This window comes from Collinsella sp. AF33-16 (assembly GCF_003475325.1).
GTDB lineage: Bacteria > Actinomycetota > Coriobacteriia > Coriobacteriales > Coriobacteriaceae > Collinsella.
The window spans coordinates 1-23,682 of record NZ_QRQC01000011.1 but is presented as its reverse complement, the minus strand read 5'-3'; the positions used below and the strand labels follow the sequence as shown (position 1 = coordinate 23,682).

Below are 23,682 nucleotides of genomic sequence, written 5' to 3'. Positions count from 1 at the left end.
ACTGTGGCAGATTTCGAAGCTACTGATTTTGACTCGGTAAAGATCTCCCTTGCCTCCGCCGACCAGATCCGTTCCTGGTCGCACGGTGAGGTCAAGAAGCCGGAGACCATCAATTACCGTACCCTCAAGCCCGAGAAGGACGGCCTGTTCTGCGAGAAGATCTTCGGTCCCGCCAAGGACTGGGAGTGCTCCTGCGGCAAGTACAAGGGCATCCGCTTTAAGGGCATCGTCTGCGAGCGCTGCGGCGTCGAGGTCACCTCGGCCAAGGTGCGTCGCGACCGCATGGGCCACATCGAGCTCGCCGCTCCCGTGTCCCACATCTGGTACTTCAAGAGCCCCACGAGCTTCCCGATGAGCCGTATGCTCGACATCAAGTCCAAGGACCTCGAGAAGGTTCTGTACTTTGCCAGCTACATCATCACCGAGGTTGACTACGAGGCTCGCGAGGCCGACGCCGACGACCTGCGCGAGGAGCTCGCCGCCGATCTGGAAGAGATCGATGCCGAGTGCGCCCGCCAGATCGAGTCCCTCAAGGAGCAGGGCGACCCCGAGAACTTTGACGAGTTCTCCGACGAGGAGCCGCTGACCCCCGAGGAGATCGCCTCTGGCATCGTCGATATCGAGGAAGAGTGCAAGGACGAGAAGCAGCTCCGCACGGACGCCTTCAACGCCTTCATGAAGCTCACCGAGCGCGACCTCATCTCCGATGAGCCGCTGTTCCGCGAGATGACCCGTTACTACTCCATGTACTTCAAGGGTGGTATGGGTGCCGAGGCCGTCCGCGACCTGCTCGCTGCCATCGACCTCCCCTCCGAGGCCGAGAAGCTCAAGGCCATCATCGCTGACGAGGATTCTCAGAAGCAGAAGCGCGAGAAGGCCGTCAAGCGCCTCGAGGTCGTTGACGCCTTCCTGAAGGGTGGCAACAGCCCCGCGAACATGATTCTGGACGTCATCCCGGTCATTCCGCCCGATCTGCGCCCGATGGTCCAGCTCGACGGCGGCCGCTTCGCCGCGTCCGACCTCAACGACCTGTACCGTCGCGTGATCAACCGTAACAACCGACTCAAGCGCCTGCTCGACCTGGACGCCCCTGCGATCATCGTGAACAACGAGAAGCGCATGCTCCAGGAGTCCGTGGACGCCCTGTTCGACAACGGCCGTCGTGGTCGCCCGGTCTCTGGCCGTGGCGGTCGCCCGCTCAAGTCGCTCGCCGAGGCCCTCAAGGGCAAGCAGGGTCGTTTCCGCCAGAACCTGCTGGGTAAACGTGTCGACTACTCCGGCCGTTCGGTTATCGTTACCGACCCCAAGCTGCTGCTGCACCAGTGCGGTCTGCCCAAGACCATGGCGCTGGAGCTCTTCAAGCCCTTCGTCATGAAGCGCCTGGTCGAGCTTGGCAAGGTCGAGAACATCAAGGGCGCCAAGCGCGCTATCGACCGCGGTGCCACCTTTGTGTGGGATATCCTCGAAGAGGTCATCGACGGCCGCGTCGTGCTGCTCAACCGCGCACCGACCCTGCACCGTCTGTCTATCCAGGCCTTTGAGCCGGTTCTGGTCGAGGGCAAGGCTATCCACCTGCACCCGCTGGTCTGCTCGCCCTTCAACGCCGACTTCGACGGCGACCAGATGTCTGTCCACGTGCCGCTGTCCAGCCAGGCTCAGGCCGAGGCTCGCGTGCTCATGCTCTCTGCGAACAACCTGCGCTCGCCGGCATCCGGCAAGCCGGTCAACATCCCCTCGCAGGACATGATTATTGGTGTGTACTACCTGACCCAGGTCCGCGACGGTCTGCCGGGCGAGAACCACGTGTTCGCCAGCTTCGACGACGCGCTGCACGCCTATGACTGCCGCTCCGAGGTCGACATGCAGGCCAAGATTCAGGTCCGCGTGTCCGCCGAGAACGCCAACGTCATCAACGAGGACGGCACCCGTATCTTCCGCGTCAAGAACGGCAAGAACGAGTTCGTCGACTACGACGTCACCGGCAACAAGACCGCGCGCTTCGAGACCTCTATCGGCCGCATCATCTTCAACCGCCAGTGCCTGCCCGAAGACTACGAGTTCATGAACTACAAGATGGTCAAGGGCGATGTGGCCAAGCTGGTTGCGGACTGCTGCGATCGTTACCCCGAGGCCAAGGTCGGCCCGATCCTCGACGCCATCAAGTACTCCGGCTTCCACTACGCTACCCGCGCTGGCCTCACCATCTCGGTGTGGGACGCTCTCATCCCTGCCGAGAAGCAGGAGCTGCTCGATCGCGCCCAGGCCAACGTCGACCAGATCAACGAGTACTTCGAGGAGGGCTTCATCAACGAGACGGAGCGGCACATCGAAGTCGTTAACGAGTGGACCGCTTGTACCGATAAGGTTGCAGCGCTCATGCTCGACTTGTTCGACGAGGAGAACCCGCTCTACATGATGGCCGACTCCGGCGCCCGTGGTTCTAAGACCCAGCTGCGTCAGCTCGGCGGCATGCGTGGCCTGATGGCAGACATGTCCGGCGAGACGATCGACCTTCCCATTAAGGCGAACTTCCGCGAGGGCCTGCTGCCGCTCGAGTACTTCATTTCGACCTACGGCGCCCGTAAGGGCCTGGTCGATACCGCATCCCACACCTCGGACTCTGGTTACCTGACCCGTCGTCTGGTCGACGTGGCCCAGGACGTCATCGTCCGCGAGGAGGACTGCGGTACGCACGAGGGCGTCACCTACAACCTCATCATCCCCGGCACCACCGACCTCAACACCGACCTCGTCGGCCGTTGCTTCATTGAGGACGTCGTGGCTCCCGATGGCACCGTGCTCTTTGAGCAGGACGGCTACATCGAGAAGGTCGCTGACATCCAGAAGATGGTCGATGCCGGCCTTAAGAAGGTCAAGCTTCGCGCGCTGCTCACCTGCCGCTCCAAGTACGGCGTGTGCCAGAAGTGCTACGGCTGGGATCTTTCCACCCGTCGTCCGGTCGCCATCGGTACCGCGGTCGGCATTATTGCCGCCCAGTCCATCGGCGAGCCCGGTACGCAGCTTACGATGCGTACCATTCACTCCGGCGGCGTCGCTGGCGTCGACGATATTACGCAGGGTCTGCCTACGGTCAGCCGTATGTTCGATATCGTCGGCAACGTCAACGAGAAGATCCTGGGTCGCGAGGCCGAGCTGGCTCCGTACTCCGGCCACCTCTCGATTAAGCCCGAGAAGTCCGAGTACGTGCTGACGCTCACCGACTCCGAGGATCACACCCGTGTCCTCGACGAGCGTCGCGTCCCCGCTTCGGTGCGCTTCATGCCCGAGATCGAGGACGGCTGCGAGGTTCGCGCCGGCGACCAGATCACCAAGGGCTTCGTTAACTTCCGCAACCTGCGCAAGCTGACCGACATCGAGTCGACGATGCACACCTTCGTCGAGAGCGTCAAGGACGTCTACACCAGCCAAGGCGTCGACCTGAACGACAAGCACATCGAGGTGCTCGCACGTCAGATGCTGCGTCGCGTTCAGATCACCAACCCCGGCGACTCCAAGTACCTGCTTGGTCAGTACGTCGACCGCTACGAGTTTGCCGACGAGGTCGAGCGCGTTGCCCGTCTGGGCGGTCAGGCTCCCGTGGCCGAGCCCGTCATCCTGGGTACGCTCAAGGTCGCGTCCAACATCGACTCCTGGCTGTCGAGCGCTTCGTTCATCCGTACCGCTGGCGTCCTTACCGAGGCTGCCATCGAGGGCAAGGTCGACCACCTGCTCGACCTTAAGTCCAACGTCATCGTCGGTAAGAAGATCCCGGCTGGTACCGGCCTCAAGCCGTACGCCAACGCCAAGCTGACGTATCGCACGGCCGACGGCTACGTGGACATCGACGGCCCGGCTTCGCCCAACGCCAAGTCGCTGCCCGAGTGGGCTCCTGTGGAGCTCAAGGACCTGGACGAGCAGCTCCCGCAGCAGCTCGACTGGGCCGGCTACGACGAGTTCGGTGGTGCTGACGGTTCGTTCACCCGCAACGGCCACACCATCTCCGCCGAGAAGGCTCGTCTGTACCTGTTCGACGACCTGGGCGTGTCGCAGCGCTGGACCAACAAGTTCAGCGAGGTTGGCATCGAGACGGTCGGCGACCTGGTTGGCAAGTCCGAGGAGGATCTGCTGCGCATCGATGGCATCGGCGCCAAGGCGATCGAGGAGCTCCGTGACGGCCTGGAGGCCCACGATCTGCTCTACATCCTCGAGAACAACGACGACGTTGCCGACGAGGAAGACCTCTCGCAGCTGCTGCAGATGGTCTTTAGCCCCGACGGTCCGGACGATATCCTGCTGGGTACCTCCGCTCCGACGCATCACGCCGACGCCGACGAGGAGCTCCTGGGCGCCCCGATCGACGACAAGAAGGCTCCCGCCAACGGCGCGATCAACGAGGACATGGCTTCCCTCGACGAGCTGCTCAACCAGCTCGTGGACACCGACGACGCCGAAGAGGCCAAGGACAACGACGAGGAGTAACTAGTTCCGCCGTTCTAACGAACGGCGGCGACCTCCGTCGCTGCGCGGCCCCCAGAGCTACAATCTGTCATTCAAAAGGCAGGGCATGACCAAAAGGTCAATGCCCTGCCTTTTTCATGCCACCTTGTACGCTCTGGGGGCCGCTCGCTTGCGTATGCTCAACCTGTTGCGTTCCGTTGATCCCTTGCCAAAAAAGGGACAGGTTTATTTTGGTAGGTTTTTCCTGCTTGAATTTGAAACATTTCGTCCGGTCAGAGCGTATCTATGGTGAGGGCCTCATCGAGAACTATTAACGTCACCGGGAGGTGATTATGGAAGAACAAGCATTTAGACAGGCGGTCGAAGACCACCGGGATGTCGTGTTTCGGATCGCGTTGACGTACCTGCGTGATCGCGCCGACGCCGACGATGTCGCTCAAGACGTCTTTCTGAAGTTACTCAAAAGCGATGCGCAATTTGAAAGCTGGGAACATCTTCGTCGATGGCTTATCCGGGTCACGATCAATGAATGCAAATCTCTCTTTCGAAAGCCGTGGAGACGCGTGGAGGATATTGAGAACCTGGCCGATTCGCTTTCGATGGCGCAGGACGAGACCAAGGCCGTCCTGTCGGACGTCATGCGGCTTCCAGAACGATTTCGTATCCCCATCGTGCTCTATTACTATCTGGGCTTCTCGACTTCAGAGATTGCCGAGTTGTTGCACGTACCAGCCGCGACCGTTCGAACGCGTTTAGCTCGCGGCAGATCGAAACTCAAGTTCATCCTAGAGGAGGGCGACCGTGAAATCCAACCAAATCAAGCAGGCCTTCGAGTCCGTCCAAGCCGATAGCGATCTTGCTGACCGTGTTCTTTATGCCGCTGCTGGTGAGCCGCTTCGCCGAAAGGGTCACGCGAAGCCTCTGTATGTTGCTGTGATCGGATGCCTTGCCGGGGTGTTGGCGACCGGAGGGGTCGCCTACGCCGTTGTCAATTCCAGTTATTTTGCCTCTGCCTGGGGAAACCATGGCAACGGAGAGTCCGTTACCTGGACTCAAGGTGGCTCGTCGGGGACTAAATATACCTACACCAGAGAGTTTGGTGATGGTATCGCGCCCCAAAGCTTGGAGGGTTCAGTACAGAAGGTCAATCTGTCCGTCGAGGGCAACGGCTATACACTCGACATTCATGATATGGCTATCGACCAAAACGGCTGCGGTGCTGTGACGTTTACGCTGTCCAATCCAAATGGTGTTAACTACTACAAGCCGGCAGCAGAGACAGGCGAACTTGTTCTCTATGGTGAAGAAGAACAAGGCATCGGTACACCCAGCATGAACTTCGGCGAGGAATGGGCTGACACACGCTGCACCATTGATAAGGACACATCAAGCGATACTGTCATTAATGGCACGATGTACTTTGCTTCTATGGATCGCGAGCGAGGTTTTCAACATGCGGTCACCTGGAATATCTCGTGGACCGAGGGCGAAGGAGAGGATGCGAAGCCGTTCGAGGCATCGACGCCCGAGTTTAGCGTTGGAGCGTACGTCGATACTAAGGAACTCCGCTCCGATGACTCGCCTCTCGAGATCAGCCCGTTTTCCATCCAGACGCACATCGATGATCTGGGCATTGACGCAGTCACGAAGAAGTTGACGGTTACCTACAAGGATGGATCGGAGCAGATTATCGAAGATGACGACGCAGGGGCGTACAATTTCTATGTTTCGATGGCGCGCAATAGCGGAGAGAACATTTGGGTGCCAACGAAGTTGATTGATGTCGACCAAGTGGTCTCAGTAACCCTTGAGGGCACGAGGTACACATCAACAGGAGAGACCGAAACAGAAGTACCCTTTACCATCGTCTATTCGTAAGGTCTGGGCCGCTTCCCAAGAGGGGAAGCGGCCTATTTTGCGTTACATGGACGGCTGGAATGGGCACTTGCGCACAGGCGGGGATTCCTTTTATGGAGGCTTTGCGGAAATATAGCTATTTTGGGATACGCCCGGCGGCGTGGTCTGTTGACGGCACAGCTAACGCCACGTATCCTATCGAACTGCGTGTTTCGTAGGGGGATGCTGACCCCTCGATTCAAGCCGTTGCACTTTACAGAAAGCTGGAATCATTCGAGAAGGAGTACGCTTTGCCTACTATTAACCAGCTGGTTCGCCAGGGCCGTCGTTCCGTGCCCAAGAAGTCCAAGAACGCTGCTCTGCAGCACAACTCCCAGAAGCGCGGCGTGTGCACCCGCGTCTTCACCACGAGCCCCAAGAAGCCGAACTCGGCTCTTCGTAAGGTTGCCCGTGTTCGCCTCGTCAACGGCATCGAAGTTACCGCTTACATCCCGGGTGAGGGCCACAACCTGCAGGAGCACTCCATCGTGCTCGTCCGCGGCGGTCGTGTCCGTGACCTCCCTGGTGTCCGTTATCACGTCATCCGTGGCGCCTACGACGCTGCTCCGGTCCAGAACCGTATGCAGGCCCGTTCCAAGTACGGTGCTAAGCGCCCCAAGGCTAAATAAGCCAGATAACGTTTTGATACTTTCGCCGTGTGCCGCCTAAGCGCCGCACGGTAGACACTTAAGGAGATTTCACATGCCGCGTCGTGCAGCAGCTAATCGTCGTGAGGTTCAGCCTGACGCCGTTTACAACAACCGCCTGGTGACTCAGCTCATCAACAAGGTCCTTCTTGACGGCAAGAAGGCCACCGCTGAGCGCATCGTTTACACCGCTTTCGAGATCGTTGCCGAGAAGTCCGAGGGTGGCGACGCTCTCGCTACCTTCAAGAAGGCTATGGACAACGTCAAGCCCACGCTCGAGGTTAAGCCCAAGCGTGTCGGTGGCGCTACCTATCAGGTCCCGATGGAGGTCAACTCCCGTCGTTCCACCGCTCTGGGCATTCGCTGGATCGTCAACTTCTCCCGCGCTCGCAAGGAGAAGACCATGGCCGAGCGTCTCGCCAACGAGATCCTCGACGCTTCCAACGGCCTGGGCGCTTCCGTCAAGAAGCGTGAGGACGTCTTCAAGATGGCCGAGGCCAACCGCGCGTTCTCTCACTATCGTTGGTAAGTTAAGGTAAGGAACTAACATGGCTAAGCCTAAGTACAAGCTTTCCGATACCCGTAACATCGGCATCATGGCTCACATCGATGCCGGTAAGACCACCACGACCGAGCGTATTCTTTACTACACCGGTAAGACCCACAAGATCGGTGAGGTCCATGAGGGCGCTGCCACCATGGACTGGATGGTTCAGGAGCAGGAGCGCGGCGTAACCATTACCTCCGCTGCTACCACGTGCTTCTGGAACAAGGACGGTAAGGACTACCGCATCCAGATCATCGACACCCCGGGCCACGTTGACTTCACCGCCGAGGTCGAGCGCTGCCTGCGCGTCCTCGATGGCGCTGTCGCCGTCTTCGACGCCGTTGCCGGCGTTCAGCCCCAGTCTGAGACCGTTTGGCGTCAGGCTTCCACCTTCAACGTTCCCCGCATCGCCTTCATCAACAAGTATGACCGCGTGGGCGCTGACTTCTTCAACGCTATCGAGACCATGAAGGATCGTCTCGACGCTAACGCCGTGGCCGCTCAGGTCCCGATGGGCGCCGAGGACAACTTCTGGGGCGTCATCGACCTGGTCACCATGACTGCTTGGGACTTCAAGGCCGACGAGAAGGGTATGACCTACCCCGAGCCGATGGACGAGATCCCGGCTGAGTTTGCCGACATCGCTGCCACCAAGCGCGAGGAGCTCCTTGACGCTGCTGCCAGCTTTGACGACGAGCTCATGGAGAAGATCCTCATGGAGGAGGACTTCACCGTCGAGGAGCTCAAGGCTGCTCTGCGTAAGGGCGTTCTGGCCAACGAGCTCAACCTCGTCTTCGTGGGCTCCGCCTACAAGAACAAGGGCGTCCAGGAGCTGCTCGACGCTGTCGTCGACTACCTGCCCAGCCCGCTCGACGTCGAGGCCGTCACCGGTACCGATCCGGACACCGGCGAGGAGATCCAGCGTCATCCTTCCTTCGACGAGCCCTTCTCCGGCCTGGTCTTCAAGATCATGACCGACCCGTTCGTCGGTAAGCTCACCTACGTCCGCGTTTACTCCGGCCGCGCCGAGTCCGGCTCCTACGTTGTCAACGCTTCCAACGGTCAGCGTGAGCGCCTCGGCCGCATCCTCGAGATGAACGCCGCCGAGCGTATCGACCGTGACGACGCTGCCGCCGGCGACATCGTCGCTTGCGTCGGCTTCAAGAACTCCACCACCGGTGACACCCTGTGCGCCGAGGGCAAGGAGATCGTCCTCGAGAAGATCGAGTTCGCTAAGCCCGTTATCGACGTTGCCATCGAGCCCAAGACCAAGGCCGAGCAGGACAAGATGTCCCTGGCTCTGACCAAGCTCGCCGAGGAGGACCCGACCTTCCAGGTGTCCACCAACCACGAGACCGGCCAGACCATCATCGCCGGCATGGGCGAGCTGCACCTCGAGATCATCGTCGACCGTCTGCTCCGCGAGTTCAAGGTTGACGCTAACGTTGGTAAGCCCCAGGTTGCCTACCGCGAGACCGCTGGTCACGACGTCGAGAAGGCTGAGGGCAAGTTCGTCCGTCAGTCCGGTGGTCGCGGTCAGTACGGCCACGCCGTCATCAAGCTCGAGAAGATGGAGGAGGGCTTCGGCTACGAGTTCGTCAACGCTATCGTCGGCGGCGTCGTGCCCAAGGAGTACATCCCGTCCATCGACAAGGGCATCCAGGAGGCCCTGAACACCGGTGTTATCGCCGGCTTCCCGGTCCTCGACGTTAAGGTCACCCTGTTCGACGGTTCTTACCACGAGGTCGACTCCTCCGAGGCCGCCTTCAAGATCGCCGGTTCCATGGCTATCAAGGACGCCCTCAAGAAGTCCGATCCGCAGCTGCTCGAGCCGATCATGGCTGTCGAGGTCGAGACCCCCGAGCAGTACATGGGCGACGTTATGGGCAACCTCTCCGGTCGCCGCGGCAAGATCGAGGGCATGGAGGATCGCAAGAACAGCAAGCTCATCCGTGCCAAGGTGCCGCTGGGCGAGATGTTCGGTTACGCTACCGACCTTCGCTCCCAGACCCAGGGCCGTGCATCCTACACGATGCAGTTCGACTCTTATGAGCCCGCGCCCAAGTCCATCGTGGACGAGGTCATGAGCAAGAACGCCTAAGTTCGAGCTCCCTGTTACGTAATCCGCGAGAACATCTCTCGCACTCTTTGGAGGTTTAAGTTGGCTACCCAGAAGATCCGCATTCGCCTCAAGGGCTATGATCACGAGGTCGTCGATCAGTCCGCGAAGCTCATCGTCGAGACCGCTCAGAAGACCGGCGCTCGCGTTTCCGGTCCTGTCCCCCTGCCCACCGAGCGCAACCTGTACACGGTTATCCGCTCGCCGCACGTGAACAAGGACTCCCGTGAGCAGTTCGAGATGCGCACCCACAAGCGCCTCATCGACATCCTCGACCCCACCTCGGGCACCGTTGATTCGCTCATGCGTCTCGACCTCCCCGCTGGCGTCGACATCGACATCAAGCTCTAAGCGATATCGCTCATAGCTTACAGGGCCCCGCTGCCGTTACGGTAGCGGGGTCCTTTTGTTTGGCATGATGGGTTTGGATCGCCGGGTAAGGCTGCCGAGCGGCTGGCTGTGGCACCCTATTCACTCACGGGACGCAGCGATGCCTCCTCAAAATGGAAGGATCGCAAGCCGTCTTCCGTCTTGATGCACGCGCGACCAAAGGCATCGACGGTTTTAAAGATGCCGCGTGCCAGCTCGTCTCCAGCGGGTGAGCGGGCGAGAACGTGCTTCCCAATCCAATTGAGGTGAGCGATATATTCGTCGTGGACGGGCGCGAGCGGACCGGCGTCTTTTTCATTGGCGTTGAGGCGCTCTGCCCAGGCATCTACAGCGTCTATAACTGCGTGATAGACCTCATCGAGGAGCATGTCGACGGCAGGAACGTTCTCGTTAAGGTCCGAGAGACCGATTGCCGGTAAGCCGCCATCGGGCACCTCTTGGGGCGCATAGTTCACATTGACGCCAATGCCGCATACGGCGAAGGGCATGCCTTTGTTGTCGCGTGCCGCCTCGACCAAAATGCCACCGAGCTTATGTCCTCGCGCGACGAGGTCGTTGGGCCATTTGAGGCCGATCTCGTTAGCAAGACCTTGCGCCTCGAGCGCCTCGAGCACCGCTAGGCCGCTGACGGCGGCAAGTCCAGAGTACTTGGCGGGATCAACACGTGGACGTAGGACAATCGAGAGCAATAAGTTGCCGGCGGTTGAATCCCACTTGTGGCCGCGTCGGCCGCGTCCTGCCGTTTGCGCGCGGGCGGCAAGTCCCGTGCCGTGCGGCGCACCCTGTTTTCCTGCTTCGAGCAGGTCATCGTTGGTCGATCCGGTTACGTCGACTATCGTTAATTGGGCATCCATAGCGGCTGCCACCTCCTTAATTAATAAGTGAATAACGCAATGGTGTCGAGAGACAGACACAATGTGAAGCCTTTGTCGCATTTGGACAATTTAATGTTAACACGTCAACAACGACTGAAATGCGCTATCCTCTCTTGGTCGATGTAAACACGTCAACAACTCAAAGGAGGTTAGTGATGGGTTTCACGATTCTTGGAACAGGCTCGGCGCTTCCCGAGCGCAGTGTTTCCAATGACGAGCTGTCCGAGTTCCTCGATACCTCGGATGAGTGGATTTTTACCCGCACAGGTATCAAGAGCCGCCACGTCTGCACCACCGAGTCACTTGACGACCTTGCCGTAGCGGCGAGCGAGCGGGCACTCCGGGTGTCCGGAATCGACGCGAGCCAGCTGGATCTGATCGTCTGCTCGACGACGACAGGTGATCACCTTGTTCCCGCTGAGGCGTGTGCCGTTGCTGAGCGACTAGGCGCGACGTGCCCTGCCTTCGATGTCTCGGCGGCTTGTGCCGGCTTCGTATTTGCGCTCGATGTCGCCGAGGGCTATATCGCCCGCGGTCGCGCCGAGCACGTGCTGGTCGTTGCCGCCGAGCAGATGACGCGCGTGCTCGATTGGACCGACCGTGCCACGTGCGTGCTCTTTGGCGATGGGGCAGGCACCGCAGTGATTGGGGCTGGGGGAGACAACCCCCTTGCCGTTGAGCTTTCGACGGCGCCCGACGTCGAGACGTTGCGCGTTCCCGGTCTGGTCGGTACCTCGCCGTTTAAGGCCTCCGCAGATAGCGAGAGCGTGCTGTCCATGAATGGCCGCCGCGTGTTCAAGTTCGGCGTCAACGCCATCTGCGACACGGTCCATAAGCTCGCCTGCGACGCGAGTATCGCGGTCGAGGACATCGACCATTTTGTATTCCATCAGGCCAACGAGCGAATTTTGAACCAGGCGATCAAGCGCCTGGGCGTGCCGGACGAGCGCGTGGTTCGCACGTTGCGCGAGACCGGCAACATTTCGAGCGCCTGCATTCCCTTTGCGCTTGACCGGCTGGCACGTACCGACGCACTGAATGCGGGCGACACCATCGCCCTCGTTGGATTTGGCGCCGGCCTGGATATAGGTGGCTATTTGCTTCGTTGGAAGTAGTCGCACATAGGAAATAAAAACGCCCCTAGGGCACAAACAAAGGAGAACTACCATGGCAGATCAGAAGACCTTCGAGCGCGTTTGCGACGTTATCCGCGAGACCGCCGGCCTTGACGACGTCGAGATGAAGCCCGAGTCCACGCTCGAGGAGATCGGCCTCGACAGTCTGGGTACCGTCGAGATTCTCGTGGCCGTCGAGGACGAGTTCGATATTCAGCTCGATACCGAGGAGAACCCTAAGACGGTCGGCGAGTTCGTCGATACGGTTGAGGCGGCATTGGAGAAGTAGAGATGCTCAAGACTCCTCTCTGCGAGCTGCTCGGCATCGAAAAGCCCGTGTTCCAGGGCGGCATGGCCTGGATTGCCGATGCCTCGCTGGCGTCTGCCGTGTCCGAGGCAGGCGGCTTAGGGATTATCGCGGCCATGAATGCCGACGCAAACTGGTTGCGCGATCAGATTCACGAGCTGCGCACCAAGACGGATAAGCCCTTTGGCGTCAACGTCATGCTCATGAGCCCGTTTGCCGACGAGGTCGCGCAGGTTGTGATTGACGAGCGAGTGCCGGTCGTCGTGACAGGCGCCGGCAATCCCGCCAAGTACATGAAGGCGTGGAACGAGGCGGGCATCAAGGTCATCCCGGTCGTTGCCTCGGTGGCGCTGGCGCGCCTCGTGGCGCGTCGTGGAGCCACGGCGGTTGTTGCCGAGGGCACCGAATCGGGCGGCCATATTGGCGAGACCTCGACGATGGCGCTGGTGCCGCAGGTCGTCGATGCGGTCGACATTCCCGTCGTGGCCGCCGGCGGTATTGCCGACGGCCGCGGCGTGGCGGCCGCCTTTATGCTGGGTGCCGCCGGCGTGCAGGTGGGTACGCGCTTTCTGGTCGCAAATGAGTGCACCGTCTCGGAGCAGTACAAGGAGATGGTCCTGAAGGCCAACGACACTTCGACGCGTGCGACCGGTCGCTCGACGGGACATCCGGTGCGCGCCCTCAAGAGCCCCTTCACCAACGCCTATGCCAAGAGCGAGGCGGCTGGCGTAAGTGTCGAGGAACTCGGGGCCATGGGCACGGGCGCCCTTCGCAAGGCCGCCAAGGACGGCAACTACGAAGAGGGTTCGTTTTTGTGTGGACAGATTGCCGGCATGGTTAGCGAGCGCCAGAGCGCACGTGAAATCGTTGACGATCTGGTCGATGGCGCCGAGCGCGTCCTGAAGGGTGCGTCCGCATGGGTAGCGTAGCGTTTCTGTTTGCCGGCCAGGGTGCCCAACACCCCGCGATGGGCGTCGACCTGATCGAGGCATCGCCGGCGGCTGCTGAGGTGTTTGCAATCGCCGATGAGGTGCGTCCGGGGACCAGTGAGCAGTGCCGGAGCGCCTCCAAGGAGGAGCTCTCGCAGACCGAGAACACGCAGCCGTGCGTGTTCGTTCACGACCTGGCAGCGGCTATCGCTCTGCGTGAGCGCGGCGTGGTGCCTGCCGCCTGTGCGGGATTCTCGCTGGGCGAGGTCGCCGCGCTCACCTTTGCGGGGGCATTCGATACGCGAGCGGGCTTTGAGCTCGTGTGCGAGCGCGCGGCGCTGATGGCCGCGGCTGCCGAGCGCCATCCGGGCGGCATGCGCGCCGTCATCAAGCTCGATGCGGTGCAAGTCGAGGGCCTGGCAAAACAGGCCGGCGAGGACTGCTGGCCGGTCAACTACAACAGCCCCCAGCAGACGGTTGTGGCCGGAGCGCCCGATGCGTTGCAGACCCTCGACGCCCTGGTAAAAGAGGCTGGTGGCCGGGCCATGAGGGTCGCGGTGTCGGGTGCATTCCATAGCCCCTATATGGCCGAGGCGACTGAGGGGCTGGCGACGTATATCCAAGCCGGCCACGCGCCGTCTCCGCTGCTGATTCCGGTCATGGCAAACATGACGGCGGCGCCCTATCCGGCGGACCCGCGAGCGGCATCAGATGTCTTGGTCAACCAGGTGAGTCATGCCGTTCGCTGGGTCGACACGCTGCATACTCTGCAGGATCAGGGGATCGACACGTTTATTGAGGTCGGCCCCGGCAAAACGCTGTCGGGCCTGGTCAAGCGTACGCTGAGCGACGTTCGCGTGTATTCGTGCGAAACGGCCGAGCAGGTCGCAGCTATTGCCGACGAGCTCGCATAGTCCACAGGGCTGTAACCCGAAAGGAATGACATGGGCAACTTGAACAACGGCGCGCTCGAGCGCAACGACTCACGTCGCGTGGTGCTGGTTACGGGCGGCTCGCGCGGTATCGGCCGCGCCTGCGCTGTCGGTCTGGCGGAGGACGGCTTTGATATCGCCGTCGTCTATGCCGGCAGCGTCGATGCGGCGCGCGAGACGTGCGAAGCCTGCGAGGCGGCTGGCGCCGCGGCACGCGCATATCAATGCGACGTGGCCGACCCCGCTGCCGTCAACGCGTGCGTGGAAGCGGTCCTCAACGACTTTGGCTCCATTTGGGCGCTCGTCAACAACGCCGGCATAACGCGCGACGGTCTGCTCATGCGTATGGGCGACGATGCCTTCGACCGCGTGCTCGATGTCAATCTCAAGGGCACGTTCAATATGACGCGCGCGCTCACCAAGACCTTTATGCGCCAGCGCGGCGGTTGCGTCATCAACATGAGTTCGGTCGTGGGCCTGATGGGCAATGCCGGGCAGGCCAACTACGCTGCCTCCAAGGCGGGCGTCATCGGCCTGACCAAGGCGGTAGCGCGCGAGCTTGCACCCCGCGGCGTACGAGTGAACGCGGTCGCCCCGGGGTTTGTCGAGACGGATATGACGTCAAAGCTCTCGGAGAAGGTTCGCGCGGCAACCGAGGAGCAGATTCCCCTAAAGCGCATGGCGCGCCCCGAGGAAGTGGCCGGCGTGGTGCGCTTTTTGGCGAGCGATGCGGCTGCCTACATTACGGGCGAGGTCGTACGCGTTGACGGCGGAATGGCGATGTAGAAATCAGGGCCGAAGAACGGCTTGGATGAGGAGACCATGATGGAACAGAGAGTTGCAATTACCGGCATAGGTGCCGTATCGCCGCTCGGTAACACCGCGCTTGCCACCTGGGCGGCCATGTGCGCTGGCACGTGCGGCATCGGCCCGATCACGCACTTCGATACCGATGCGTTTGCCGTCAAGGTGGCGGCCGAGGTCAAGGGCTTTGACGGCAACGATTACTTTGGCAAGCGTGACGCCAGGCATCTCGACCCCTGCGTTCAGTTTGCGATGGCGGCTTCGGACGAGGCCATGCACGATGCGGGCTTTGATGTCGAAGGCGCCATCGATCGAGAGCGCCTGGGCGTCTACGTGGGCTCGGGTGTGGGCGGCATGCAGACACTCGTCGACAACGTCCACGCGATCGCCGATCGGGGGCCTCGTCGCGCATCGCCTTACATGATCGCGATGATGATTCCCAACATGGCTTCGGGCAACATCGCGATTCGCCATAAGGCAAAGGGCCCGACCCTACCCGTCGTGACTGCCTGCGCGACTTCTGCCCATGCGGTGGGTGAGGCGTTCCGCGCCATCAAGCACGGCTATGCCGACGCGATCCTCGCGGGCGGCGCCGAGGCCGCAATTATCCCCGATGCCGTTGCGGGCTTTACGTCCTGCCGCGCATTGACCACCAACCCCGATCCCGCGACGGCCTGCCGTCCGTTCGATGCAGACCGCGACGGCTTTGTGATGGGCGAGGGCGCCTGCGTGCTCGTGCTCGAGAGCATGGAACATGCGCAGGCGCGCAGTGCGCACATTTATGCCGAGGTCGTGGGCTACGGCAACACCGATGATGCCTATCACATCACGAGTCCCGATCCCGAGGCTGCCGGCATTGCCCGCGCGATATCGCTGGCGGTGGTCGAGGGCGACGTCAAGCCTTCCGAGGGCCTCTACATCAATGCCCACGGCACCTCGACCAAGCTCAACGATTCCTCCGAGACGGCGGGCATTAAGCGGGCGCTCGGCGAGGACGCGGCGCGCGCCGCACATGTCTCGTCGACCAAGTCGATGACGGGGCACATGATCGGTGCCACGGGGGCCATCGAGGTCATGGCCTGTGCCATGGCGCTCGAGCAGGGCGTGGTGCCCCCGACCATTAACTACCACACGCCCGATCCCGCCTGCGATCTTGATTACACGCCTATTCGAGCGGTTCGCGCCGACCTTACCTGGGCGCTTTCGACCAACCTGGGCTTTGGCGGGCACAACGCCGCCATCGCGCTGCGTAGATATACGAGGAGCTAGAGCATGGATTCCAAAAGACTTGCCGAGATAGCCGATGTGATGGAGGACCGCGGCCTTACGCGCGTACGTGTTGAGGAGCCCGATGGCACCGCGGTCGAACTCGAGCGCGCGAGTGCCGCGCAGCCGGTTGCCGTGCCCATGCCTATGCCGGGTGCCGTGGCCGCTCCGGCGGTGGCTCCTGTCGCCATGCCTGCCGCCGCGCCGGAGCCCGCCGCGCAGGGGCCTGCCGCCGCGCCGGAGCCCAAGGGCACCGAGGTGACTGCTCCCATGGTGGGCGTCTTCTATGCTGCCCCTGCGCCGGGCGACGAGCCGTTTGTGCGCGTGGGCTCCAAGGTCAAGGCCGGCGAGACCCTTTGCATCATCGAGGCCATGAAGGTTCTCAACGAGGTGACGGCCGAGGCAGACGGCGAGGTGCTCGAGATCTGCGTGGCCGATGGCGACCTCGTGGAGTTTGGCAGCTGCCTCATGAGGATCGGATAGGTGATATCCATGAACAAAGAAGAGCTCAAGAAGCTGTTACCGCATCGCGAGCCGATGCTTTTGCTCGACGAAGCCGAGCTGGTGGGCGACGAGGCCCACGGCAAGATCACGATTACAGGCGACGAGTACTTTTTGCAGGGACATTTTCCGGGAAACCCGGTCGTCCCCGGCGTGATTCAGTGCGAGATGCTCGCCCAGAACTGCTGCGTGCTGCTGATGGGCGATGAGGAGGCGCGCGGCGCGACGCCGTTCTATACGAGCCTCGATAAGGTGCGCTTTAAGCGTCCGGTGCGCCCGGGCGACACGGTTGATCTGGTGTGCACCATCACGCGTGCGCGCGGGCCGTTCCGCTTTGCGACGGGTACTGCGAGCGTCAACGGTGAGGTTTGCTGCCGCGCCGATATGTCCTTTGCACTCATGCACGAAAGTTAAGGAAGGCTTCATGTTCGACAAAGTGCTCATTGCCAACCGTGGCGAAGTCGCGGTCCGTGTTATCCGCGCGTGCCGCGATATGGGCATCAAGACCGTCGCCGTCTATTCCACGGCCGATGCGGACGCGCTGCACGTGCAGCTTGCCGACGAGGCATATTGCATCGGTGGCCCGCGTCTTGCCGAGAGCTACCTCAACGACGATGCCGTGCTCACCTGTGCCGTAAAGTCGGGAGCTAAGGCAATTCATCCCGGCTATGGCTTTTTCTCCGAGAAGGCGAGCTTCGTGCGCGACTGCGACAAGTTCGGTCTGGCGTTTGTCGGTCCTTCGGCCGAGGTGATCGACAGCATGGGCGACAAGGACGCCGCACGCCGAACGGCCGCTGCTGCGGGCGTGCCCATCGTGCCGGGCTGCGATTTGCTCAAAAGCCCCGAGGAAGCAACGGCCGAGGCCGAGCGCATCGGCTGCCCCGTGCTTATTAAGGCGCGCGCGGGCGGCGGCGGTCGCGGTATTCGCAAGGTCGAGCGCGTGGAAGATGCGGCAAAGGCGTTCATCGAGGCGCGTGCCGAGGGTGAGGCCGTTTTTGGCGACGGCGAGTGCTACATGGAGAAGTTCGTTGCGCCGGCGCATCACGTTGAGGTACAGATTATGGCCGATAAGCAGGGCCATGTGTTTTCGCTCGGCGAGCGCGAGTGCTCGGTGCAGCGCCGCAACCAAAAGCTGATCGAGGAGAGCCCCGCGCCGTGCCTCGACGGACGCGATGATATTCGCGCGCGCATGCACAAGGCCGCGCGCGACCTGGCTCGTGCCGTTGGCTATGAGGGCGCTGGCACCATCGAGTTTTTGTACTCAGATGACGGCAATTTCTACTTTATGGAAATGAACACGCGCTTGCAGGTGGAGCATCCGGTTACGGAGTTTGTGACCGATACCGACCTGGTTAAGTGGCAGCTGCGCGTGGCTGCCGGCCAGCCTCTGCCCTTTGAGCAGGAGGACGTACCGGTCCGCAACCACGCCATGGAGTGCCGCATCAATGCCGAAACGCCGGACTTTCTACCGTCATGTGGAACGGTCACCGCGTTGCGTGTGCCGGGTGGTCCGCGCGTGCGCTGGGATTCCGCCATGTTTACCGGAGCGAAAGTTCCGCCGTACTACGACTCCATGCTCGGCAAGCTCATCGTGTGCGCGCCCACGCGTGACGGTGCCATTCGCAAGATGCGCTCGGCCCTGGGCGAGCTCGTGATTGAGGGCGTGAGCGAAAATAGCGAGCTTCAGCTCGACGTGCTGGCAAACGACGAGTTTTTGTCGGGCATGTATCACACCGATCTGATGGGGCATCTCTATGCTGATGAATAGAAAAGCGAAGACGGTCAATGTCCTTGAGGGGCCGATAACCGAGTCGTGCGCCGAGTTCCCCGCGCGCCACGTGTTTGTCAAATGCCCGGAGTGCCGCCGTGTGATCGATGAGGCGCGCCTGCACGACAACCTCGAGGTCTGCCCTCGTTGCGGCAAACACTTTCGCGTGAGCGGTCGCGCGCGCATGCGCATGACGGTCGACGCGGGTACCTTTGAGGAATGGGATGCCAATCTGGCGTCGAAGGACTTCCTCTCGTTTCCCGGTTATGCCGACAAGCTTAAGAGCGTGAGCGAGCGTTCGGGCGAGCGCGATGCCGTTGTGTGCGGCAGGGGCAAAATCTGCGGCTGCGATACCGCGCTCTTCTTTATGGATGCCAACTTTATGATGGGCTCAATGGGCTCCGTGGTGGGCGAGAAGATCTGTCGTGTCTTTGAGCGCGCGGCCGAGTTGGGGCTGCCGGTCGTTGGCTTTACCGTATCGGGCGGCGCCCGCATGCAGGAGGGCGTGACCTCGCTCATGCAGATGGCCAAGATTTCTGCAGCGGTTAGGCGCCACAGCGAGGCGGGCGGCCTGTATATCACGGTGCTCACCGATCCCACGACCGGAGGTGTAACCGCGAGCTTTGCCATGGAGGGCGACATTATCCTGGCCGAGCCCGATGCCCTGACGGCATTTGCCGGCCCGCGCGTGATCGAGCAGAACATGCACAAGCGTCTGCCCAAGGGATTCCAGCGTTCCGAGTTTTTGCTGGAGCACGGCTTTTGCGATGCCGTTGTTCCGCGTGGTGAGATTGCGCTCACGGTAGGCGAGCTGCTGGCGCTGCACGAAGGGCACGCGCCCGGCCTGGGGGCACCGCATGAGATCGTGCATACGGGTCGTCGCGACAAAAAGCTGGGACACTTGTTTAAGCGCTCGGCCGCACCAAAAAGCGCGCTCGAAATCGTCAAACAGACTCGCTCGGCGAACCGCGCCACGGCAGGCGAGATGATCTCGTTGGGTCTCGACGGATTCGTAGAGCTGCACGGCGACCGCTACTTTGGCGACGACGCCGCTGTGGTGGCTGGCATTGGCTGGAAAGACGGACGCCCCGTAACGGTCATCGCCATCGAGCGCGGTACCACGACCAAAGAGCGCATGCGTCGCAACTTTGGTATGGCACATCCCGAGGGCTACCGCAAAGCACGTCGCCTTATGCGCCAGGCCGAAAAGTTTGGTCGACCGGTTCTGTGCCTGGTCGATACTTCGGGCGCGTTTTGCGGCATCGGTGCCGAGGAGCGCGGCCAGGGCGAGGCGATTGCCCAGAATCTCATGGAGATGAGCGGCCTTAAGACGCCGATTGTCTCGGTGGTGACAGGCGAGGGCGGCTCTGGTGGCGCGCTGGCGCTATCCGTGGCCGACCGCATCCTGATGCTCTCGAGCTCGGCCTATTCGGTCGTGAGCCCCGAGGCCTGTGCGTCGATCCTGTGGAAGGATACCGAGCGCGCGAATGAGGCCGCCGAGGCGCTTAAGCTCACGGCCCCCGATCTGTTGGCGCTCGGCATCATCGACGGCATCGTTGACGATAGGGGCCTGTCGCATGAGGAGATCGCCGGTGCCGTCATGTCCTCGGCATTTGATGCCTTCGATACGCTTGGGCAGCTCGACGACGCGACCCTCACAAACCTCCGCTACGAAAAGTACCGCGCAATCGGTCGATACCGCACGATGTGACAAAGGGGCAGTCCGCATGTCACATTGGGAAAGGCGTTCCATGTCACAAGTTACTAACACCTCGTTTATAACGACGGTTTCATCAAACGCCATGGCCGTGGTGGAATATCTGTCCAAAAGCATGATGTCGGCGCTGCCCTTTATTGTCTGCGCGGCGTTGTTCCGCACCGTCGCCGTCATTATGGGCGAAGGCATGCTGGGCCTGTGGTCTGCCGATTCCGAAATCTATCGCCTGTTCTACAGTTGGCTCTATAACGCCGGCTACTACTTTTTGCCCATCTATCTTGGTTGGGCGGCCGCCCGCCAGCTCGGTTGCTCGGAGCAGCTGGGCATGATGCTGGGCGGCGTATTGATTGCGCCCGATCTGCTTAAGCTCGTCGATGCCGCATCGACGACGGGGGCATCGATGACTTCCGTGTATGGTCTGCTTCCCGCGCCGGTCAACGATTACACGACGACTGCTATCCCGGTTCTCATCTCGGTGCCCGTGCTATGGCGAGTGGAGTGTTTCTTTTCGTGCGTTATCCCTAAGGCCGTGGCGTTTTCGTTCGTTCCGTTTGCGACCATGCTCGTCATGGTTCCGGTTTCCCTGTGCATTACGGCGCCGGCGGGCAGCTATCTGGGCATGCTGTTGGGCCAGCTTATGTTTATGCTTGGCAATTCCGGTGGCATCGTGTCGCTGCTCACGCTCATGGGGCTTGCCGCGGGCTGGGAGTTCCTAAAGATCGCCGGCGTCAGCAACGTTGTCCTATCGCTTGCCTATGCGCAGTTTATGAGTGTGGGAACGGATTCGTGCATCTTGATCGCCGCGACGATGGCAACGTTCGCCGTTTGGGGCATGCCCTTTGGCGCGTCGCTTCGCGTTGCGGATAAGGACGAGAAGGCTCTCATGCTGGGCTATTCAATCTCGGGTGTTCTTGGCGGCGTAAGCGAGCCGGCGCTGTACGGTTGCGGCTTTAAATATGGCAGGTGCCTGACGTGCATGGCCATTGGCGGCGCCGTCGGAGGCCTTGTTGCGGCCGTGGGCCACGTTACGGCCTATACCATCGGCATGACGAATGTCCTCATGGTCATTGGCTTTGCCACGGGCGGCATCTCGAACCTGCTGTGGTGCTGCGCTGCCGGCGGTATGGCATTTGCGGTGTCTGCGGCGCTGAGCTACTGCTTTGGCGTGGTTCCGGCGAAGGGGCAGGCGGCGGGGGATGGAGCCGATTTGCCCGAAACCTCTAAGAGCGCGGCCGAAGTAAGCGCGTAAACCTGTGCGGCACAAGGACGATTCCTTTGCCACATTCCAAGGCCGTGGCCCGTGTGGGTCGCGGCCTTTTTGTATCTGGAGGACAAAGTGGCTACACTACAATCCGTTTGAGCAATAGATATATAGGTAGTACCGTGGGGGCGGATGTAGATGGTCGAGTGGATTGTTCGTCGTGCGCAGGGCGACCGTGCGCGCGTGGGCACGTTGACGGGCATGGTGTGTATTGTCGCCAATGTGGCACTATGCGCTGCGAAGGGTGCAATTGGCGTGCTGTCGGGATCGGTTTCGATCGTGGCGGATGCCATGAACAACCTGTCCGATGCCAGCTCGAATATCGTGAGCGTGCTGGGCTTTAAGCTGGCGAGCAAGCCGGCCGACCCCGAGCATCCTTACGGCCACGGTCGCTACGAGTATCTCTCGGGATTGGTCGTGGCGGCACTCGTGCTGCTGATTGGCGTTGAGCTGGTGAAGTCCTCGGTCGAGCGCGTCATCCACCCCGAACCTGTCGAGTTCTCGCTTGCCCTGGTGGCAGTTCTAGTGCTTTCGATGGTCGTAAAGCTCTGGATGGCGGCCCTTAACCAAAAGCTCGGTGACCGCATTGAGTCCGAGACGCTGCATGCGACCGCGCAGGATTCCAAGAACGATGTTCTAGCCACGGGCGCCGTGCTGGCGTGCGCGATTGTTTCCCAGGTGACGCATATCAATCTTGATGCATGGGTTGGACTTGCCGTTGGCGCCTATATTGGTTGGAGCGGTTTTGAACTCATCCAGGATACGGTGAGCCCGCTTTTGGGCCAGGCGCCCGATCCCAAGCTGGTCAAGCACATTCGAGACAAGATCATGAGCTACCCCGGCGTTTTGGGCGTTCACGATTTGATGGTTCACGACTACGGCCCAGGCAGAAAGTTCGCAAGCGCTCACGCCGAGATGGCAGCCGAGGCCAGCCCGCTGGAAAGTCACGACACGCTCGACAACATTGAACAGGCATTTAGGAACGAAGACGGCATGATTGTCACGCTCCATTACGACCCCATCGTGACCGACGATCCAAAGGTGGCGAGCATGCATCTGCGCATCAACGCTATGGCTCAAGAGATTGATAGCCGCCTCTCGATCCACGACCTACGCTGTGTTCCGGGCCCCACGCACACCAACGTGATCTTTGACTGCGTGCGTCCCTCGGATCTGCAGATGAGTGCCGAAGACTTAAAGCACGCGCTGGCACAACGGGTCGAATCGGAATATCCCAAGTCGATTGCCAAGATCACGATCGACGAAGACTACGTAGGGCATACCCACGAGTAAGGCTGTGCCGGCAAAGCAGGTTATGCAGAAGGGGAGAGCATGAAGAAGCTGTATCTACTCCGCCACGGTCAGACGGAGTTCAACGTCAAAAAGCTGGTCCAGGGCCGCTGCGATTCACCGCTGACCGACCTGGGCCGCAAACAAGCGGGAATGGCAGCCGCATGGCTCAAAGCCCACGGCGTCGTCCCCGACAAAGTGGTCTCATCACCCTTAGGCCGAGCCATGAACACGGCAAGTCTCGTCGCATACGAACTCCTCGGTCCGGACGCCGCAGTCGAGCCCTGCGAAGGCATCATCGAGCGCAGCTACGGCTCCTTCGAAGAGGGCCCGCACGACGCCCTGCCCACCGACGTCTGGGATCCGGGCGAGGACCTGGTCCCCTTTGGAGGAGAGGGAAGCAAAGCGTTGCAAGAACGCATGGTAGCCACCCTCACTAATCTCATAAGCGCCGAGGATATCGAGACCCTTCTAGCAGTAAGCCACGGCAGCGCCAGCCGCCAATTCATCAAAGCCGCCGCCCCAGAGGACTTCAAACTCCCAGCAAAACTCCCCAACTGCGCCATCATGATTTTCGATTTCGATGAGGCAAAGCTACAAGTAGAAGGCGAGCCAATGCAATGCAAGTTCACCCTCCAGCAAATAGTGGACCCCCAACAAAGTAATTAGCTGAGCGAGCAAGGTTTAGCAGACATCAACGTGGCGTTCCCAGCGTGCGGCGGAGGGGGCGGGCCTGAGACATATTAAGGTTGTCGCGAGTTCCGCACGAACAGGAGAGCACTTAATGTGCTCTCCGTCGTGAGCAGGACTGTAGAGCAGCAACCTTAATATGTCTCAGGCCCGCCCCCTCCGCCGCACGC

The 23,682-nt window shown here is 61.0% G+C and carries 21 protein-coding genes; 20 read left to right on the top strand and 1 reads right to left on the bottom strand.

Annotated features, from left to right (window positions below; genetic code table 11):
• Positions 1-3: 3 nt before the first annotated feature.
• The 7 genes from DWZ52_RS05400 to rpsJ all read left to right on the top strand — a co-directional run bounded on the left by DWZ52_RS05400 (position 4) and on the right by rpsJ (position 10,018).
• Entirely contained in the window at positions 4-4,479 is a 4,476-nt protein-coding gene (locus DWZ52_RS05400; protein ID WP_199408986.1) for a DNA-directed RNA polymerase subunit beta', read from the top strand.
• Between the two features lie 311 nt (positions 4,480-4,790).
• Positions 4,791-5,309: an RNA polymerase sigma factor gene (locus tag DWZ52_RS05390; protein WP_117854521.1), complete on the top strand. Its 519-nt coding sequence runs from the start codon at positions 4,791-4,793 to the stop codon at positions 5,307-5,309.
• Positions 5,260-6,336: a DUF4179 domain-containing protein gene (locus tag DWZ52_RS05385; RefSeq protein WP_117854519.1), complete on the top strand. Its 1,077-nt coding sequence runs from the start codon at positions 5,260-5,262 to the stop codon at positions 6,334-6,336. The genes DWZ52_RS05390 and DWZ52_RS05385 overlap by 50 nt, the downstream gene beginning before the upstream one ends.
• A 269-nt stretch (positions 6,337-6,605) precedes the next feature.
• Positions 6,606-6,983, top strand: a complete 378-nt coding sequence (rpsL, locus tag DWZ52_RS05380; protein ID WP_006235012.1) for a 30S ribosomal protein S12 — start codon at positions 6,606-6,608, stop codon at positions 6,981-6,983.
• Positions 6,984-7,056: 73 nt separating this feature from the next.
• A complete protein-coding gene (rpsG, locus tag DWZ52_RS05375) occupies positions 7,057-7,530 on the top strand; it encodes a 30S ribosomal protein S7 (RefSeq protein ID WP_006235013.1) in 474 nt (157 codons plus the stop codon).
• 19 nt (positions 7,531-7,549) lie between these two features.
• Complete coding sequence (gene fusA / locus DWZ52_RS05370) at positions 7,550-9,649, top strand: elongation factor G (protein ID WP_022094183.1); 2,100 nt, start codon at positions 7,550-7,552, stop codon at positions 9,647-9,649.
• 60 nt (positions 9,650-9,709) lie between these two features.
• Positions 9,710-10,018 (top strand): 30S ribosomal protein S10, encoded by a 309-nt coding sequence (rpsJ, locus tag DWZ52_RS05365; RefSeq protein WP_022094184.1) that lies wholly within the window; start codon positions 9,710-9,712, stop codon positions 10,016-10,018.
• 116 nt (positions 10,019-10,134) lie between these two features.
• Here rpsJ and DWZ52_RS05360 read toward each other — a convergent pair whose 3' ends face one another.
• On the bottom strand, positions 10,135-10,911 hold the full coding sequence (locus tag DWZ52_RS05360) for a biotin--[acetyl-CoA-carboxylase] ligase (RefSeq protein ID WP_158572416.1): 777 nt from the start codon (positions 10,909-10,911) through the stop codon (positions 10,135-10,137).
• A 176-nt stretch (positions 10,912-11,087) separates the two neighbouring features.
• On the opposite strand from DWZ52_RS05360, the gene DWZ52_RS05355 reads away from it, so the two are divergent.
• From DWZ52_RS05355 to DWZ52_RS05295, 13 genes are all read left to right on the top strand, one after another.
• Positions 11,088-12,047, top strand: coding sequence for a 3-oxoacyl-ACP synthase III family protein (locus tag DWZ52_RS05355; protein WP_118385080.1), 960 nt, complete (start codon positions 11,088-11,090; stop codon positions 12,045-12,047).
• Between the two features lie 52 nt (positions 12,048-12,099).
• Positions 12,100-12,336 carry an acyl carrier protein gene (locus tag DWZ52_RS05350; protein ID WP_117797419.1) on the top strand — a complete coding sequence of 79 codons (237 nt, stop codon included), beginning with the start codon at positions 12,100-12,102 and terminating at the stop codon, positions 12,334-12,336.
• A gap of 2 nt (positions 12,337-12,338) precedes the next feature.
• Positions 12,339-13,283, top strand: a complete 945-nt coding sequence (gene fabK / locus DWZ52_RS05345; RefSeq protein WP_117854511.1) for an enoyl-[acyl-carrier-protein] reductase FabK — start codon at positions 12,339-12,341, stop codon at positions 13,281-13,283.
• On the top strand, positions 13,271-14,197 hold the full coding sequence (locus DWZ52_RS05340) for an ACP S-malonyltransferase (RefSeq protein ID WP_117854509.1): 927 nt from the start codon (positions 13,271-13,273) through the stop codon (positions 14,195-14,197). Before fabK ends, DWZ52_RS05340 begins: the two co-directional genes overlap by 13 nt.
• 30 nt (positions 14,198-14,227) lie before the next feature.
• Positions 14,228-15,001, top strand: coding sequence for a 3-oxoacyl-[acyl-carrier-protein] reductase (gene fabG / locus DWZ52_RS05335; RefSeq protein WP_117854507.1), 774 nt, complete (start codon positions 14,228-14,230; stop codon positions 14,999-15,001).
• A 36-nt stretch (positions 15,002-15,037) separates the two neighbouring features.
• Complete coding sequence (gene fabF, locus DWZ52_RS05330) at positions 15,038-16,288, top strand: beta-ketoacyl-ACP synthase II (RefSeq protein WP_233547271.1); 1,251 nt, start codon at positions 15,038-15,040, stop codon at positions 16,286-16,288.
• Positions 16,289-16,291: 3 nt separating this feature from the next.
• A complete protein-coding gene (gene accB, locus DWZ52_RS05325; RefSeq protein WP_117854504.1) occupies positions 16,292-16,768 on the top strand; it encodes an acetyl-CoA carboxylase biotin carboxyl carrier protein in 477 nt (158 codons plus the stop codon).
• A gap of 9 nt (positions 16,769-16,777) precedes the next feature.
• Positions 16,778-17,200: a 3-hydroxyacyl-ACP dehydratase FabZ gene (gene fabZ / locus DWZ52_RS05320; protein WP_022094192.1), complete on the top strand. Its 423-nt coding sequence runs from the start codon at positions 16,778-16,780 to the stop codon at positions 17,198-17,200.
• Between the two features lie 10 nt (positions 17,201-17,210).
• Positions 17,211-18,554, top strand: coding sequence for an acetyl/propionyl/methylcrotonyl-CoA carboxylase subunit alpha (locus DWZ52_RS05315; RefSeq protein WP_117647602.1), 1,344 nt, complete (start codon positions 17,211-17,213; stop codon positions 18,552-18,554).
• A complete protein-coding gene (gene accD / locus DWZ52_RS05310; RefSeq protein ID WP_233547270.1) occupies positions 18,547-20,265 on the top strand; it encodes an acetyl-CoA carboxylase, carboxyltransferase subunit beta in 1,719 nt (572 codons plus the stop codon). The genes DWZ52_RS05315 and accD overlap by 8 nt, the downstream gene beginning before the upstream one ends.
• Positions 20,266-20,305: 40 nt before the next feature.
• Positions 20,306-21,520, top strand: a complete 1,215-nt coding sequence (locus tag DWZ52_RS05305) for a PTS fructose transporter subunit IIB (protein WP_118385078.1) — start codon at positions 20,306-20,308, stop codon at positions 21,518-21,520.
• Positions 21,521-21,670: 150 nt separating this feature from the next.
• Positions 21,671-22,825, top strand: coding sequence for a cation diffusion facilitator family transporter (locus tag DWZ52_RS05300; RefSeq protein WP_118385077.1), 1,155 nt, complete (start codon positions 21,671-21,673; stop codon positions 22,823-22,825).
• A 39-nt stretch (positions 22,826-22,864) separates the two neighbouring features.
• The gene (locus DWZ52_RS05295) at positions 22,865-23,491 is read left to right on the top strand and encodes a histidine phosphatase family protein (protein WP_118385076.1); all 627 of its coding nucleotides are present in this window, start codon (positions 22,865-22,867) and stop codon (positions 23,489-23,491) included.
• Positions 23,492-23,682: the final 191 nt, after the last annotated feature.

Coding starts and splice junctions, on each gene's coding strand:
- accB (WP_117854504.1), top strand. CDS start 16,292: ATGGATTCCAAAAGACTTGCCGAGATAGCCGATGTGATGGAGGACCGC.
- fabZ (WP_022094192.1), top strand. CDS start 16,778: ATGAACAAAGAAGAGCTCAAGAAGCTGTTACCGCATCGCGAGCCGATG.
- DWZ52_RS05360 (WP_158572416.1), bottom strand. CDS start 10,911: ATGGATGCCCAATTAACGATAGTCGACGTAACCGGATCGACCAACGAT.
- accD (WP_233547270.1), top strand. CDS start 18,547: ATGAATAGAAAAGCGAAGACGGTCAATGTCCTTGAGGGGCCGATAACC.
- DWZ52_RS05355 (WP_118385080.1), top strand. CDS start 11,088: ATGGGTTTCACGATTCTTGGAACAGGCTCGGCGCTTCCCGAGCGCAGT.
- fabG (WP_117854507.1), top strand. CDS start 14,228: ATGGGCAACTTGAACAACGGCGCGCTCGAGCGCAACGACTCACGTCGC.
- DWZ52_RS05295 (WP_118385076.1), top strand. CDS start 22,865: ATGAAGAAGCTGTATCTACTCCGCCACGGTCAGACGGAGTTCAACGTC.
- DWZ52_RS05300 (WP_118385077.1), top strand. CDS start 21,671: ATGGTCGAGTGGATTGTTCGTCGTGCGCAGGGCGACCGTGCGCGCGTG.
- fabK (WP_117854511.1), top strand. CDS start 12,339: ATGCTCAAGACTCCTCTCTGCGAGCTGCTCGGCATCGAAAAGCCCGTG.
- fabF (WP_233547271.1), top strand. CDS start 15,038: ATGATGGAACAGAGAGTTGCAATTACCGGCATAGGTGCCGTATCGCCG.
- fusA (WP_022094183.1), top strand. CDS start 7,550: ATGGCTAAGCCTAAGTACAAGCTTTCCGATACCCGTAACATCGGCATC.
- DWZ52_RS05340 (WP_117854509.1), top strand. CDS start 13,271: ATGGGTAGCGTAGCGTTTCTGTTTGCCGGCCAGGGTGCCCAACACCCC.
- DWZ52_RS05315 (WP_117647602.1), top strand. CDS start 17,211: ATGTTCGACAAAGTGCTCATTGCCAACCGTGGCGAAGTCGCGGTCCGT.
- DWZ52_RS05350 (WP_117797419.1), top strand. CDS start 12,100: ATGGCAGATCAGAAGACCTTCGAGCGCGTTTGCGACGTTATCCGCGAG.
- DWZ52_RS05390 (WP_117854521.1), top strand. CDS start 4,791: ATGGAAGAACAAGCATTTAGACAGGCGGTCGAAGACCACCGGGATGTC.
- DWZ52_RS05305 (WP_118385078.1), top strand. CDS start 20,306: ATGTCACAAGTTACTAACACCTCGTTTATAACGACGGTTTCATCAAAC.
- rpsG (WP_006235013.1), top strand. CDS start 7,057: ATGCCGCGTCGTGCAGCAGCTAATCGTCGTGAGGTTCAGCCTGACGCC.